Source organism: Stappia indica, assembly GCF_009789575.1.
Lineage (GTDB): Bacteria > Pseudomonadota > Alphaproteobacteria > Rhizobiales > Stappiaceae > Stappia > Stappia indica_A.
Map to the genome: position 1 here is coordinate 3,791,802 of NZ_CP046908.1, position 14,710 is coordinate 3,806,511.

The following is a 14,710-nucleotide window of genomic DNA, read 5'->3' on the forward strand; positions in this document are numbered from 1 at the left end:
GACGGGGCAGGGGCGCGCAGCGCCGCCCGTCCAACATGAACCTTTCGTCAGGCGCCCTGTGATACCTTCCCTCACCGGTGATCTCAAGCGCCATCCATTCGGCCCGGGATTTCCGGCGGTTTCGTCTTGAACCGCGTGCCCCGAACTCCTATCCCGGTGCAGGATGCGACGCGCTGCGTCGCTGCGAACACATCGAAGACGACGCGCCAGAGGGCGCCGGCCGGATTTTGTCATGAAGCGCCTTGTGGCGATCCTCCTTGCAGCACTTGTCCTCGTCGCGGTCGCCGCCGTGTCCGGCTATCTGCTGGTCGCGCGCGAGGTCTCGCGAGAGCGCGTCGAGGCGAGCCTGTCGGCCCGGCTCGGCGGCACGCTGCGCCTTGCCGGGGCGCCCGCCGTCTCGCTCGCGCAAGGCCCGGCCCTGGTGCTCGGCGGCGTCCGCTGGCAGGGCCCGGACGGCCGCTGGACGCTGGCCGCCGAGCGCATGATTGCGGGGATAGATCCCGCCGGCCTCTTCCTCGGCGAGGTGCGCCTGTCGTCCTTCCAGCTCGACGGCGCGCGCCTGCACCTGGCCGGCGCCGTTGCGGCGGACGGTGTGCTGGCAGGCCTTGGCCGCGATCTGTCGCAGGTCATGGGGGCGCCGGTCACGGTTTCGGGCGACGGCATCAGCTGGGGCGCGTCCGAAACGCCGCGGCTCGGCGCCTTCGCCTTTCGTCTTTCGCCGTCGGGCGAGGGCGGCACGCTTCGCGGGTCGGTGGCGGCCGGCGACCAGACGGTCGAGTTCAGCGCCTCTCTCGGGCACCGCGGCATCCTGACCGGCACGGCCAGCGGACCGGTCGCCGTTTCCGTGGTCTCGCCGCTTGCCAGTTTCCGCATGAGCGGGGCCCTGCGCAATCCCGAAGCTGCCCGGATCGAGGGAAGTTTCGATTTCAATACCAGCGACTTGCGCGGCCTTGCGGTCCGCTTCGGCAAGACGCTGGTCGGCGAGGCGAGCTTCGGCGCGCTGCGGATCGCCGGCGATGGCGCGGTCGATTTCTCCCGCCTGGAGCTCGACACGGCCCGGCTGGAGCTGGACGGCAATGTCGGCGAAGGCCGCCTCGGCTTCGAGCTTGGCCGCCTGCGTCCGCGCCTTGAAGGAACGCTCGCCTTCGAGAAATTCGACCTCTCCGCCTATCTCGGCGAACTCGGCAGCCTCGTCGGCGTCGAGGATGACACGCCGCAGGGCGACAGCCTGCGCGACCGGCCCCTGTCGGGCCTGCTGCAGGCGGCCGACATCGACCTGCGCCTGTCGGCGACCCGCTTCATTGCCGGGCCGCTGTCGGGCGGGCCGAGCGCCATCGCGCTGCTGCTGCGCGACGGCGACCTGTCGCTCGACCTCAGCGAAACCGACGTTTCCGGCGGCACGCTGGAGGCGACCGCCCGGCTGAAGCCGGCGGGCGGCGACACGTTCGACCTCGCGGCGGACGCCATCGCCGACAAGCTGGATGTGCGCCAGCTTCCCCCGCTCGACGTGGTGACGATGCCGCAATCCGGGCAGCTGACCTTCCGGCTCGGGCGCACCGGCAAGGGACCGACCCTTGCCGCGATCCTCGGGAATGCCGGCGGCGAATTGCAGCTGCTGCTTGAAAACGCCGCCTATCCGGCCGGCGGCGAGGCGCTGGCCCGGCTCGCGGCCTCGGCAGGGGAGGCAGGCTCGTCCGCCGCCTCGCTGGTGCTGGAACGCCTGTCGGGACACGGCGCCATGGCAGGGCAGGAGATGCGGCTCAGCGACGTCGAGGCGCTTGCCGGCAAGCACCTGTTGCAGCTCGCCGGCCGTCTGTCGCTCGCCGATTTTTCGCTGTCGCTGCGCGGCAGCCTGCTGCCGCGCCCGGTCGCGGCGCCGTCTGCGACGGAAGGGTCGGCAGCACCGGCTTCCGCTCCTTCGCAGACTGCTGCCGAAGGCATCCCGGTGCTGGTGCGCGGTACGCTTGCCCGGCCCAGCCTCCTGCCGGACATGACCGGGCTCGGCGCCCCGTAAACCCGCGGACTGCTTCGGGTCAGCCCTGCGCTTCCGCCTGCCGCATGTCCTGCGCGCGCCGCACTTCGCGTCGCTTGGTCAGCAGCGAGGTGAAGACCACCACCACCGTCACCACGCCGACCAGGATCGTGCAGATCGCGTTGATCTCCGGCGTCACGCCGAGGCGCACCTGCGAGTAGATTTTCATCGGCAGGGTCGTGGCTTCCGGCCCGGTGGTGAAGCTGGCGATGACCAGGTCGTCCAGCGACAGGGTGAAGGCCAGCATCCAGCCGGCGACGACGCCGGGCAGGATGATCGGCAGGGTGATCGAAAGGAAGGTGCGCGCCGGCGGGCAGCCGAGATCCTGCGCCGCTTCCTCCAGCGATCGGTCGAAACCGGCAAGGCGTGACTGCACCACCACTGCCACGTAGCACATGGCGAAGGTCGTATGCGCGATCATGATGGTCCAGAAGCCGCGGGCCTGGTCGATGGCGACGAACAGCAGCAGCAAGGACAGGCCCAGGATCACCTCCGGCATCACCAGCGGCGCGTAGACCATGCCGGAAAACAGGCTGCGGCCGGCGAACCGGCCCGAGCGCACCAGCACCAGCGCGGCCAGCGTGCCCAGCACCGTGGCGATGCTGGCCGAGGCGAAGGCGACCCGCACGGTCACCCAGGCGGCATCGAGGAGCTGCTGGTTGTCGAGAAGCGACGCGTACCATCTCGTCGAGAAGCCGCCCCACACGGTGACGAGCCGCGAGTCGTTGAACGAGTAGATCACCAGCAGCACGATCGGCAGGTACAGGAACGAAAATCCCAGCACCAGCGAGGTGACGTTGAACCAGCTCGGCCCCTGTCTCATCGTGCCGTCCTTTCGCGCGCGCCGGCCGCGTCCGGCCCTGTCGGTCGGGTGTTCACAGGCCTCTCTCCGCGGCTTTCTGCTGCTGGTTCTGGAACAGCACGATCGGCACCACCAGGATGAGCAGGAGAATGACGGCAACCGCCGAGGAGACCGGCCAGTCGCGGTTTGTGAAGAACTCCATCCATAGCGTCTTGCCGATCATCAGCGTCTCCGATCCGCCCAGGAGGTCCGGAATGACGAACTCGCCGACGGCCGGAATGAAGACCAGGAAACAGCCGGCGATGACGCCCGGGATCGCCAGCGGCACGGTGATCGTCCAGAAGCTGCGCCATGGCGGGCAGCCGAGATCCGCGGCCGCTTCCAGCAGGCTGGTGTCGAGCTTTTCGAGGTTGGCGTAGAGCGGCAGCACCAGGAAGGGCAGGTACGAGTAGACGATGCCGATATAGACCGCGATGTTGGTGTTGAGGATCGTCAGCGGCTGGTCGATCAGCCCCAGCCACAGCAGGAACTGGTTGAGCAGGCCCTCGTTCTTCAGGATGCCGATCCAGGCGTAGACGCGGATCAGGAAGCTGGTCCAGAACGGCAGGATCACCAGCATCAGCAGCGTCGTGCGCCATTCCTTCGGCGCGCGCGCCATGCCGTAGGCGATCGGGAAGCCGACCAGCAGCGTGATCAGCGTCGAGATGCCTGCGATCGAGACGCTGGACATGTAGGACTTCCAGTAAAGGTCGTCCTGGGTCAGCCAGACGTAATTGCTGAAGGACAGCCCGCTGACCAGCTCGACGAGCCCGTTCCAGCCGTCCGCCGGGTCGAAGGTCGGCATGTAGGGCGGGATCGCGACGGCGATCTCCGACAGCGAGATCTTGAAGACGATGAAGAACGGCGCCAGGAAGAAGAACAGCAGCCACGCATAGGGCACGGCGATCAGCAGCCAGCCGCCGAGGCTGCGTCTGGGTCTCGTGCTCACCTGCTCGGGCATCGTGTCATCTCCCCGTTGAGGTCCGGCGGCATCGCGTCCCGCCGGACGGCACTATTTCGTCAGAACGATCCCGGCATCCGCGTCCCAGGACAGCCAGACCTTGTCGTCCCAGCCGACCGGCCGTTCCACGACGCGCGACCGGTTTGCGACGGTCGCCCGCACGGTCTGCTCGTTGGCGATATGCGTGTGGTAGATCGAGACGTCGCCGAGATAGGCGATGTCCCAGACCTCGCCGGTCACCGCGTTGACCTTGCTCGCCGGCTCGTCGAAGGAGATGCGCACCTTCTCGGGCCGGATCGCGAACCACACCGTCTCGCCGATGCCGGCCTCGACCGGATGCATCACCGCGATCTCGCAGCCGAACTCGACCGACGTCATGCGGCAGATGTCGCCCTCCTTGGCGGTCACCTTGCATTCCATCAGGTTGATATCGCCGATGAAATCGGCCACGAAGCGCGAGTTCGGCAGCTCGTAGATCTCCGCCGGCGTCGCGATCTGGATGATCCGCCCGCGGTCCATCACGGCGATGCGGTCGGCCATGGTCATGGCCTCTTCCTGGTCGTGGGTGACGATCAGGAAGGTCATGCCGAGCTCGTATTGCAGGTCGGTCAGCTCGAACTGGGTTTCCTCGCGCAGCTTGCGGTCGAGGGCGCCGAGCGGCTCGTCGAGCAGCAGCACCTTGGGCTTTTTGGCGAGCGAACGGGCCAGCGCGACGCGCTGCCTCTGGCCGCCGGACAGCTGGTGCGGCTTGCGCTTGGCAAAATCCTGCAGCTTCACCAGCTTCAGCATTTCCTCCACGCGCGCGGCGATCTGGTCCTTCGGCATGCCTTCCTGCTTGAGGCCGAAGGCGACATTCGCCTCCACGCTCATGTGCGGGAACAGCGCGTAGGACTGGAACATCATGTTGACCGGGCGCTTGTAGGGCGGCACGCCGGCCAGGTTCTGCCCGTCGAGAAAGATCTCGCCCGCATTCGGCGTCTCGAAGCCGGCGAGCATGCGCATCATCGTCGTCTTGCCGCAGCCGGAGCCGCCGAGCAGGGCGAAGAATTCGCGCTCGTAGATCTTGAGCGAAAGGTTGTCGACGGCGGTGAAGTCGCCGAAGGTCTTGGTAACGTTCCTGAATTCGATATACGGCTTCGCCTGCGGGTCGTCCCAGGGTGCGAAGTCGCGGCGCACCGGCCCGATCGGTTTCTTGGCCAAGTCAGCCCCCTCGTCGACGGGAGGAAAGGGCCCGGCCGCCGGTCGGCGGCCGGACGAGCGTCCGCCTTACTGGCCGGTCTTGACCCGGGTCCACTCGCGGGTGCGCGACCGCATGGCCTGGGGCGACTTGGTGGTGGTGGTGAACAGCTTCTCGACGGTCTCCGCGCTCGGATAGATCGCCGGGTCGTTCAGCACTTCCTTGTCGACGAACTCCTGGCTCGCCTTGTTGCCGTTGGCGTAGAAGACGTAGTTGGTCGCCTTGGCGACGACGTCCGGCTTCATGATGAAGTTGAGGAAGGCGTGGGCCTCTTCCACATGCGGCGCGTCGGCCGGGATCGCCATGTTGTCGAACCACATCATCGCACCTTCCTTGGGGATGACGTATTCGACCGTGACGCCGTTATTGGCCTCGGCCGCGCGGTCGCGCGCCTGCAGCACGTCGCCGGACCAGCCCACGGCCAGGCAGATGTCGCCATTGGCCAGCGCGTTGATGTACTCCGACGAATGGAACTTCTGGATGTAGGGGCGGATCTTCATCAGAAGCTCGCCGGCCTTTTTGAAGTCTTCCGGATCGCCGCTGTCGGGATCGAGCCCGAGATAGTTCAGCGCTGCCGGAAAGATCTCGTCGGCAGTGTCGAGCAGGTGCACGCCGCAATCGGCGAACTTGGAGATCACTTCCGGCTTGAAGATCATGTCCCAGCTGTCGAGCGGGGCGTCGGGCATGCGCTCCTTGATCTTTTCGACATTGTATCCGAAGCCGGTGGTGCCCCACATGTAGTTGATGGCGTGCTCGTTGCCCGGATCGAACTTCTCGATGCGGCTGGAGATCTGCGGCCACATGTTCTCCAGGTTCGGCAGCTTCGACTTGTCGAGCTTCTGGAACACGCCGGCCTGGATCTGGCGGCCGAGGAAGGTTCCGGTCGGCACCACGACGTCGTAGCCGGTTCCGCCGGCCAGAAGCTTGGTCTCCAGCATCTCGTTGCTGTCGAACACGTCGTAGACGACCTTGATGCCCGTCTCCTTGGTGAACTCCTCGAGCACGGACTCGTCGATATAGTCCGACCAGTTGTAGACGCGCACTTCCCGGTCCTGGGCGGATGCCGCGGTGGCGGCGATCACGCCGAGCATTGCGACGCTGGTGAACAGCAGCTTCTTCATCAGTCCCTCCGTCTGGCCTGCGCCGGCGCGGCTCGCACCCCGGCCCCCTGTCGTTTCCGGTTACGGACGCTGGGTCCCGTCCCGGATCGTGTCTTTCGTTCGGCCGCGTGCGGCCCCTCTGACCCGCAGCCTAGAAGCGATGCGGTCCGTCCTCAAGAGAGCATCCGCACCAATCTCCACGAACTGCCTTTGCGGACAGGCATTTCCCCAGCCGCGCGCGCGTCACAGGTAGGTCTGCCGTTCCAGCGAAGAAATCTCGCGCCCGAACGCGAAGAGTTCATGACGCTTGATGTCGACCAGCACCTTGTGCATCTCCTCGCCGACCGCGTCCTTCATCCGCTGCGAGGCGGCGAAGGCGTCGATCGCCTCGTCCATCCACGGCGTCAGGCGCGGGGCGGTCTTCTCGTAGGCATTGCCGTCGACGGCCGGCGGCGGCGGCAATTCGCCGAGCACGCCCTGCATCATCCCTGCCAGCACCCCGGTCAGCACCAGGTACGGATTGGCGTCGGCCCCGGCGATCCGGTGCTCGATGCGTGCGGAGGCCGGCGTGCCGGCCGGCACGCGCAAGGCCACCGAGCGGTTGTCGTAGCCCCAGCAGATCGAGGTCGGCGCATAGGAGCCCGGCTGCATGCGGCGGAAGCCGTTGAAGGTGGAGACGAACAGAAGATGCGCCTCCGGCATCGTGTCGAGCAGCCCGCGGATCGCGTAGCCGAGCCTCGCCTCGCCGGTCTCCGGGTCGGAGAAGATGTTGCCGGTTCCGTCCTCCATCGAGACATGCACATGCATGCCGCTGCCCGGCCACTCGACGAAGGGCTTGGCCATGAACGAGGCCTTGAGATTGTGCTTGCGGGCAACGCCCGCGACCAGCCGGCGCAGCAGCACCGCATCGTCGGCGGCGCGCAAGGGATCGCGCTGGTAGTGAAGGTTGAGCTCGAACTGCCCGGGGGCAGCCTCCGAAACGGCGGCATCGGCCGGAATGTCCTGCGCATCGGCCGAGCGGCGGATCTCGTCGACCAGCGGCATCAACGCCTCCAGGTCGGACAGCGCATACATGTTCTGCCGGGCCGGGCCGAGATGGGTGGAGAAGACCGGCGTCGGCGCGCTGCTCCAGTCGCCGTCGTCCTTGTCCTCGAACAGGTAGAATTCCAGCTCGAAGGCTGCCGTCGCCGTCAGACCGTGCTCGCCGAGCCGGTTCGCCTTGCGCGCCAGCACGTGGCGCGGATCGCACATGAAGGCGCTGCCGTCGCGGTCGTGCATCGACAGCAGCACCTGCGCCGTCGGGCGCTCGGCCCAGGGCACGGCACGCAGCGAGCCGGGCACCGGCCAGCACACGCCGTCCTTGTCGCCGGTCTCGATATGCATGCCGGTCTCTTCGACCTCGCGGCCCCATACATCGAGACCGAACAGCGAGAAGGGCAGGGCGACGCCGTTTTCGAACACCTTGCGCAGCGCGCTGCCGGGCAGCCACTTGCCGCGCAGAACCCCGTTGCTGTCGGGCAGGATCACCTCCAGCGTGTCGAGGTCGGGATATTCCGCCTCGAAGCGGGCCACTTCTTCCTGCCAGTCGACGCCGCCGGCCGGGCGCTGCCAGGCCGTGCGATGGGTCTGCAACATCAGATCCTCCAGGGCGCGAACCTGTCGTCCGCGCGAATTGCCGTTTACGCAAAAATGTGATCACGTAGCGGCAAGGCTGTCAAGCAAGGCCGGGAGGGAACGAGGCAAATGGCTGGCCAAAGCCGACCGCAACAGGCGAAAGACCTGCAGGAACCGCCTGCGCCCGGCCGGCATTCGCTGCGCGATACGGTCGAGGAGGCGCTGCGCGAGGCGCTGCTGACCGGGCGCTTCGTGCCGGGGCGCGCCGTCACGCTGCGCGGCCTGGCGCAGGAGCTCAAGGTCAGCCCGATGCCGGTGCGCGAGGCGGTGCGGGCGATGGCGGCCGGCCATGCGCTCGAAATCCGCGCCAACGGCCGCATTCAGGTTCCGACCATGACGCCGTCGCGCCTGGCCGAGATCGTCAAGGCGCGCCTCCTGCTGGAGCCGGAACTGGCGCAGGCCGCGGCGTCGTCTCTCGGGCCGCGCGATGCAGCACGCCTCGCCGCCATCGACGACCGGATCGACGCCAGTCTCGATGGCGGGGATGCGGAGACCTATATGCGGCTCAACCATTCCTTTCACTTCCTGATCTACCGTGCGGCAGGCTCGCAGGTGCTGCTGCCGCTGGTCGAAAGTCTGTGGTTGCAGTTCGCCCCGTTCATGCGCACCGTCTATGGGCGGGTGGGGACCTTTGCCCTCGTCGACCACCACAAGGAGGCGATCGAGGCCGTGCGGGCCCGCGATGCTGCGGCACTGCGCGAGGCGGTGGCGGCGGACATCCGCTGCGGAATGGATCTGCTCGACACCGGGCTTCCCGACACAGGGCTTGCCGATGCCGGGCCGTCGGTCGCCGAATGATCGCCGGCGATTGACTCGATGAAAATGTGATCACAAAATGCAGCACGCGTGGTGAGGAGGCAGGCTGGTGCCCGCTGCCCCGCGCGCCCTGCGCCCGAAAGGCGAGACCCGTGAGCAAGAAGAAGAAATCCGCACCGAAGATGACCAGCCGCCGGGGCGTCGCGTCCTTCGACGACGCGCAGCAGTGGCTGTCCGAGCGCGGGATCGAGGACATCGAGTGCATCGTGCCCGACCTTGCCGGCGTGGCGCGCGGCAAGATGATGCCGACGGAGAAGTTCTTCTCCGGTCCGGTCATGACGATGCCCGCCTCGATCTTCGCCCAGACCATTTCCGGCGACTATCCGCCGGACGACGAGCGCTTCCAGCACAATTCGACCGACGGCGACCTGTTCTTCCGCGCCGACTACTCGACGCTGACCACCGTACCCTGGGAGAGCGACCCGACCGCCCAGCTGATCCACGACGCCTATACTCGCGAGGGCATTCCGGTGGAGACGGCGCCGCGCAACGTGCTCAAGCGGGTGCTGCAGCTCTACGAGGACGAGGGCTGGACGCCGCTGGTCGCCCCGGAAATGGAGTTCTATCTCGTCCGCCCGAACACCGATCCGGACTATCCCCTGGAGCCGCCGACCGGCCGCTCGGGCCGGCCGGAAGTCGGCCGCCAGTCCTATTCGATCTCCGCGCTCAACGAGTTCGACGACCTGATCGACGATATCTACGACCTGTCGGAGGCGCAGGGCCTGGAGATCGACACCCTGATCCACGAGGAAGGCGCCGCGCAGATGGAGATCAATCTCCGGCACGGCCATCCGCTGGAGCTTGCCGACCAGGTGTTCCTGTTCAAGCGCACGATCCGCGAGGCGGCGCTGCGCCACGACATGTACGCGACCTTCATGGCCAAGCCGATGTCGAACCAGCCCGGCTCGTCCATGCACATCCACCAGTCGGTGATGGACGCGGAGAAGGGCACCAACATCTTCTCGCGCGACGACGGCGAGCCGACGAGCGAGTTCCTCTCCTTCATCGCCGGCCACCAGGCTTTCCTGCCGGCGGTGACCTGTATTCTGGCGCCTTACGTGAACTCCTACCGCCGCTTCACCCGCGGCACCACGGCGCCGGTCAACGTGCACTGGGGCTACGACAACCGGACGGTGGGCCTGCGCGTGCCGAACTCCAAGCCCGTCGCCCGCCGGCTGGAGAACCGCGTGCCGTCCTCCGACGCCAACCCCTATCTCGCCATCGCCGCCTCGCTCGCCTGCGGCTATCTCGGCATCAAGCAGCGCCTGACGCCGGACGAGCCGCGCAGCGGCAACTTCAGCGAGGACATGCACGCCCTGCCGCGCGGCCTGCTGGAGGCGGTCGCGCTGTTCGGTGAGTGCGAGGAACTGATCGACGTGTTCGGCGAGAAGTTCGTCGCCACCTACCGCGCCATCAAGCAGGAAGAATTCGAGACCTTCATGAAGGTCATCAGCCCATGGGAGCGGGAATACCTGCTGCTCAACGTCTGACGCACGTCGGGCGGGGCAAAGAGATCGACAACCAGAAAACCGGGAGACGCCACCATGACCGGTGCCTCGAACCTTTACCCGACCGCAGACCTGCGCGCCCGCGACGCGGCGCATCATTTTCACCCCTTCACCGATACGGGGGCGCTGAACCGTGAGGGCGTGCGCGTCATCACCTCGGCCAAGGGCGTGTGGCTGACCGACAGCGATGGCAACCGCTATCTCGACGGCATGGCCGGCCTGTGGTGCTGCCAGGTCGGGCACGGCCGCGACGAGATCGTCGATGCGGTCGAGAAGCAGATGCGCGAGCTCGACTATTACAACACCTTCTTCAAGACCAGCCATCCGCCGGTCATCGCCCTGTCCGAGCGTCTGGCGCAGCTCAGCCCGCCGCAGTTCAACCGCGTCTTCTTCACCTCCTCCGGCTCCGAGGCGAACGACACGGTGTTCCGCATGGTCCGCACTTATTGGGACCTGATGGGCAAGCCGGAGAAGAAGACGATCATCGGCCGCTGGAACGGCTATCACGGCTCCACGCTCGCCGGCACCAGCCTCGGCGGCATGACCGGCATGCATGCGCAGGGCGACCTGCCGGTGCCCGGCGTCCATCACATTCCCCAGCCCTACTGGTTCGGCGAGGGCGGCGCGATGTCGTCGGACGAATTCGGCCTGTGGGCGGCGCGCGAGCTGGAGCGGGCCATCGATGTCCTTGGCGAGGGCAAGGTGGCGGCCTTCATCGCCGAGCCGATCCAGGGTGCCGGCGGCGTCATCATTCCGCCGGACAGCTACTGGCCGGAGGTCTCCCGCATCTGTCGCGAGCGCGACATCCTCTTGGTCGCCGACGAGGTGATCTGCGGCTTCGGGCGCCTGGGCAGCTGGTTCGGCTCGCAGCATTACGGCATCGAGCCCGACCTGATGCCCATCGCCAAGGGCCTGTCCTCCGGCTACCTGCCGATCGGCGGCGTGATGATCGCCGACCGGGTCGCCGACGCCTTCATCGACAAGGGCGGCGAGTTCTACCACGGCTACACCTATTCCGGTCATCCGGCCTGCTGCGCCGCGGCGCTCGCCAATCTCGACATCATGGTGCGCGAGCGGTTGGTCGAGCGGGTGGCGGACGATATCGGTCCCTATCTGCAGCAGCGCTGGAAGGCCCTGGGCGACCATCCGCTGGTCGGCGAGGCGCGCATGGTCGGTCTCGTCGGCGCGCTGGAGCTGGTGCCGGCCAAGGGCGACCGCTCGCGCAAGTTCGCACCCGTCGGCGAGGTCGGCACGCTCTGCCGCGACATCTCCTTAGGCAACGGGCTGGTCATGCGCGCCGTGCGCGACAGCATGATCATCTCGCCGCCGCTGGTGCTGACCCACGAGGAAGCGGACGAGCTGGTCGCACGCGCCGAGCGCACCCTCGATGAGACCTATGCGGCGCTCAAGAAGGACGGCCGACTGGCGGCCTGAGACGAGCCCGAGCCCGGTTCGCGGCCAACCCGCGACCGACCCGCCCGCGACCGACCCGAAGGGAGGCAGATGTGACCGAGATCGCCAGCGCCCATGCCCCCTCCTACTACGCGGCGAGCGTCGACGACCGCCCGGCCCGGCCTGCCCTGGCCGGCGCGGTGCGGGCGGACGTTGCCATCGTCGGCGGCGGGTTCACCGGGCTCAATGCGGCGATCACCCTGGCCGAGGCGGGCCGCTCGGTCGTCCTGATCGAGCAGAACCGCATCGGCTGGGGCGCCAGCGGGCGCAATGGCGGCCAGCTGCACAGCGGCCAGCGGCGCGACCAGGTGCATCTGGAAAAGCAGTACGGCCTCGACACCGCCCGCCGGCTGTGGACCTTCGCCGAGGAGGCGAAGGCCCTGTTGCACGAGCGGGTGCAGCGCTTCGGCATTGACTGCGACTGGACGGAAGGCCTCATCCACGCCGCCCACAAGGAGCGGTTCGTCGCTGAGGAGTGGGACTATGCCGAAAAGCTCGCCCGCGACTACGGCTATGACGCGGTCACGCGGCTCGACCGCGCGCAGCTGGCGGCCGCCATCGGCACCAAGCGCTATTTCGGCGGCACGCGCGACGGCGGGGCAGGGCACCTGCATCCGCTGAAACTGGCCCAGGGGCTCGCCGATGCGGCTGAGGCGGCCGGTGCCGTCCTGCACGAGGCGACCCATGCCGTCTCGCTGCGGCATGCGGGCGGGCGGGTGCTGGTCGAGACGGGCCAGGGCGAGATCGACGCCGGCAGCGTGCTGCTGGCCGGCAACGGTTATCTTGCCGGGCTCGACCGCGACAGCGACGCCCGCGTCATGCCGATCAACAATTACGTCCTGACCACCGAGCCGCTGTCGCGCGAGGCGGCAGATCACCTGATTCCCGGCCGCGAGGCGGTCTCCGACAGCCGCTTCGTCGTCTATTACTGGCGCCTGACCCGCGACCTGCGGCTGCTGTTCGGCGGCGGCGAGACCTATCGGCGCGGCTTCCCGCCGGACCTGCGCGCTTTCGTGCGCTCGCATCTGAACAACGTCTATCCGCAGCTCGCCACGGCTCCCGTCTCCCATGTCTGGGGCGGCACGCTCGGCGTCACCACCTCGCGCATGCCCTGCCTGCGGCGCACGGCGCCCGGCGTCTATGTGGCGGCGGGCTTTTCCGGCCACGGCGTCGCGATGGCCGGCTTTTGCGGCCATGCGGCGGCCTGCGCCATGCTGGGCGACGCGGAGCGGTTCGATGTGTTCGCGCAGCTTTCGCCGCCGAAATTTCCGGGCGGGCGGGCCTTCCGCTGGCCGATCCTGGTGCTGGCGATGAGCTGGTTCGCCCTGCGCGACCGGCTGTGGTAGCCGCCCGGCCGGCCCGTCAGAACCGCGTGCTGGCCTTGTCGCGGAAGCTGCGGGCAGAGGTGCGCGCCAGCAGGACCGACGGCACCAGCCCCACCAGCACGATCAGCAGCGCCGGCAGCGCGCCTTCGCCGAAGGCCTCGCGCGAGGCGGCGTTGTAGACCGTCGTCGCCAGCGTCTCGAAATTGAACGGACGCAGCAGGATCGTCGCCGGCAGTTCCTTCATGCAGTCGACGAAGGCAAGCAGCAGGGCGGTCAAGAGCACCGGACGCAGCATCGGCAGGTGCACCTCGAAGAGGATGCGGCCGGAGCTGCGCCCCAGAGTGCGCGCGGCCATGTCGAGATGCGGCGTCACCTTGCCGAAACCGCCCTCGATCTGGCCGTAGGACACTGCCAGGAAGCGGACCATATAGGCGTAGACCAGCGCCGTGCCCGAGCCGATCAGCAGCAAGCCGGTGGAAAAGCCGAAGGTCGAGCGGGCGACGCCGTCGAGAAAATTGTCGAAATTGGCGAGCGGGATCAGGATGCCGACGGCGAGCACCGTGCCGGGAATGGCGTAGCCGATGGAGGCGATGCGGCCGAACAGCAGCGTCAGCCGGCTGGCCTGGACCCGGTGCGCATAGGTCAGCACCACGCCGATCACCACGGTCAGCAGCGCGGCGGAGACCGACAGGACCAGGGTGTTCTGGATCGCCGAGAGCAGGCGCGGGTCGAACAGGTCGTCGAGGCGCCGGCTGGCATAATCGGCCAGCAGGGCGGCCGGGAAGACGAAGCCGATCAGGACGGGCAGGGCGCAGGCGGCGGTGGCGAGCCAGGCCCGCGGCCCGCTCAGCCGGTAGCTCGGCAGCGTCTTGTAGCTGGCGGACGGGGTGTGGAAGCGCTGGCCCTTGCGGGCGCGCCGCTCCATCCACAAAAGCGCGAAGACCAGCGCCAGCATGGCGCAGGCGATCTGCGCCGCCCCGGCCAGGCTCGAGCGGTTCACCCAGGTGTCGTAGACCGAGAAGCTGAGCGTGTGGACGCCGAAGAAGGTGACCGCGCCGATGTCGTTGAGGCATTCCATCAGGGCGAGCGAGATCCCGACGACGATGGCCGGGCGGGCGAGCGGCAGCGCCACGCGGAAGAACAGGCGCGTGGGGCCGGCGCCGAGCGTGCGCGACACGTCCAGCGTGGAGGCCGACTGCAGCAGCAGGGCGGCGCGCGTCGTCAGGTAGACGTAAGGGTAGAGCACGAAGCCCATCACGAAGATCGCCCCGCCCAGCGAGCGAACCTCCGGGAACCAGTAGTCCCGCGAGGTGCGGAAGCCGAAGATCTCGCGGACGAGGCTCTGCACCGGCCCGGTGAAGGTCAGGATCTCCACATAGGTATAGGCGATGATGTAGGTCGGCACCGCCAGCGGCAGCAAGAGCGCCCAGTCGAACAGGGCGCGGCCGGGAAAGCGGCACATGGTGACGAGCCACGCGGTGCCCGTGCCGATGATGAAGGTGATCAGGCCGACGCCCAGCAGCAGCAGGAAGGTGGTCTGGAGCGAGCGAGGCAGCACCGTGCCGATCAGGTGGCTCCAGACATCGCCCGTCGGCTGGGCGGCCAGGACGACGAGCGCGCCGATCGGCAGCAGGGTCAGGCCGGCGACGATGAGGCCGGCGACGAGCCACAGCCGGTCGGCGAGGCTGCGCGAGGCGCGCGGGGCGACCGGGATCGCGGTCATGTCGTCGAGGCGGGCAGTATCGCTCATGGTGCTTCCGACGG

The 14,710-nt window shown here is 67.9% G+C and carries 11 protein-coding genes; 5 read left to right on the forward strand and 6 right to left on the reverse strand.

Annotation, left to right across the window (positions count from 1 at the left end; genetic code table 11):
• Positions 1 to 232 precede the first annotated feature (232 nt).
• Positions 233 to 2,014 (forward strand): AsmA family protein, encoded by a 1,782-nt coding sequence (locus GH266_RS17740; RefSeq protein WP_158195011.1) that lies wholly within the window; start codon positions 233 to 235, stop codon positions 2,012 to 2,014.
• Between the two features lie 19 nt (positions 2,015 to 2,033).
• On the opposite strand, the gene GH266_RS17745 is transcribed toward GH266_RS17740, so the two are convergent.
• The 5 genes from GH266_RS17745 to GH266_RS17765 form a co-directional block, all read right to left on the reverse strand.
• Entirely contained in the window at positions 2,034 to 2,855 is an 822-nt protein-coding gene (locus GH266_RS17745; RefSeq protein WP_158195012.1) for an ABC transporter permease, read from the reverse strand.
• A 52-nt stretch (positions 2,856 to 2,907) separates the two neighbouring features.
• Entirely contained in the window at positions 2,908 to 3,834 is a 927-nt protein-coding gene (locus GH266_RS17750) for an ABC transporter permease subunit (RefSeq protein ID WP_158195013.1), read from the reverse strand.
• Positions 3,835 to 3,885: 51 nt separating this feature from the next.
• Positions 3,886 to 5,034 carry an ABC transporter ATP-binding protein gene (locus tag GH266_RS17755; protein ID WP_158195014.1) on the reverse strand — a complete coding sequence of 383 codons (1,149 nt, stop codon included), beginning with the start codon at positions 5,032 to 5,034 and terminating at the stop codon, positions 3,886 to 3,888.
• 66 nt (positions 5,035 to 5,100) lie between these two features.
• Positions 5,101 to 6,192, reverse strand: a complete 1,092-nt coding sequence (locus tag GH266_RS17760; RefSeq protein WP_158195015.1) for a polyamine ABC transporter substrate-binding protein — start codon at positions 6,190 to 6,192, stop codon at positions 5,101 to 5,103.
• 222 nt (positions 6,193 to 6,414) lie between these two features.
• A complete protein-coding gene (locus GH266_RS17765) occupies positions 6,415 to 7,806 on the reverse strand; it encodes a glutamine synthetase family protein (RefSeq protein ID WP_158195016.1) in 1,392 nt (463 codons plus the stop codon).
• A 108-nt stretch (positions 7,807 to 7,914) separates the two neighbouring features.
• On the opposite strand from GH266_RS17765, the gene GH266_RS17770 reads away from it, so the two are divergent.
• The 4 genes from GH266_RS17770 (at position 7,915) to GH266_RS17785 (ending at position 12,967) form a co-directional block, all read left to right on the forward strand.
• Entirely contained in the window at positions 7,915 to 8,643 is a 729-nt protein-coding gene (locus tag GH266_RS17770; RefSeq protein ID WP_158195017.1) for a GntR family transcriptional regulator, read from the forward strand.
• Positions 8,644 to 8,783: 140 nt separating this feature from the next.
• Positions 8,784 to 10,151, forward strand: a complete 1,368-nt coding sequence (locus tag GH266_RS17775; protein WP_158196283.1) for a glutamine synthetase family protein — start codon at positions 8,784 to 8,786, stop codon at positions 10,149 to 10,151.
• A gap of 54 nt (positions 10,152 to 10,205) precedes the next feature.
• Positions 10,206 to 11,603 (forward strand): aspartate aminotransferase family protein, encoded by a 1,398-nt coding sequence (locus GH266_RS17780; protein WP_158195018.1) that lies wholly within the window; start codon positions 10,206 to 10,208, stop codon positions 11,601 to 11,603.
• A gap of 71 nt (positions 11,604 to 11,674) precedes the next feature.
• A complete protein-coding gene (locus GH266_RS17785) occupies positions 11,675 to 12,967 on the forward strand; it encodes an NAD(P)/FAD-dependent oxidoreductase (RefSeq protein WP_244953708.1) in 1,293 nt (430 codons plus the stop codon).
• A gap of 16 nt (positions 12,968 to 12,983) precedes the next feature.
• On the opposite strand, the gene GH266_RS17790 is transcribed toward GH266_RS17785, so the two are convergent.
• The gene (locus tag GH266_RS17790) at positions 12,984 to 14,696 is read right to left on the reverse strand and encodes an ABC transporter permease (RefSeq protein WP_244953709.1); all 1,713 of its coding nucleotides are present in this window, start codon (positions 14,694 to 14,696) and stop codon (positions 12,984 to 12,986) included.
• Between the last annotated feature and the right edge of the window lie 14 nt (positions 14,697 to 14,710).

Excerpts from the sequence above, each read along its gene's own strand:
- GH266_RS17775 (WP_158196283.1), top strand. The coding sequence starts at position 8,784 with ATGACCAGCCGCCGGGGCGTCGCGTCCTTCGACGACGCGCAGCAGTGG.
- GH266_RS17740 (WP_158195011.1), top strand. The coding sequence starts at position 233 with ATGAAGCGCCTTGTGGCGATCCTCCTTGCAGCACTTGTCCTCGTCGCG.
- GH266_RS17750 (WP_158195013.1), bottom strand. The coding sequence starts at position 3,834 with ATGCCCGAGCAGGTGAGCACGAGACCCAGACGCAGCCTCGGCGGCTGG.
- GH266_RS17760 (WP_158195015.1), bottom strand. The coding sequence starts at position 6,192 with ATGAAGAAGCTGCTGTTCACCAGCGTCGCAATGCTCGGCGTGATCGCC.
- GH266_RS17765 (WP_158195016.1), bottom strand. The coding sequence starts at position 7,806 with ATGTTGCAGACCCATCGCACGGCCTGGCAGCGCCCGGCCGGCGGCGTC.
- GH266_RS17790 (WP_244953709.1), bottom strand. The coding sequence starts at position 14,696 with ATGAGCGATACTGCCCGCCTCGACGACATGACCGCGATCCCGGTCGCC.
- GH266_RS17780 (WP_158195018.1), top strand. The coding sequence starts at position 10,206 with ATGACCGGTGCCTCGAACCTTTACCCGACCGCAGACCTGCGCGCCCGC.
- GH266_RS17770 (WP_158195017.1), top strand. The coding sequence starts at position 7,915 with ATGGCTGGCCAAAGCCGACCGCAACAGGCGAAAGACCTGCAGGAACCG.
- GH266_RS17745 (WP_158195012.1), bottom strand. The coding sequence starts at position 2,855 with ATGAGACAGGGGCCGAGCTGGTTCAACGTCACCTCGCTGGTGCTGGGA.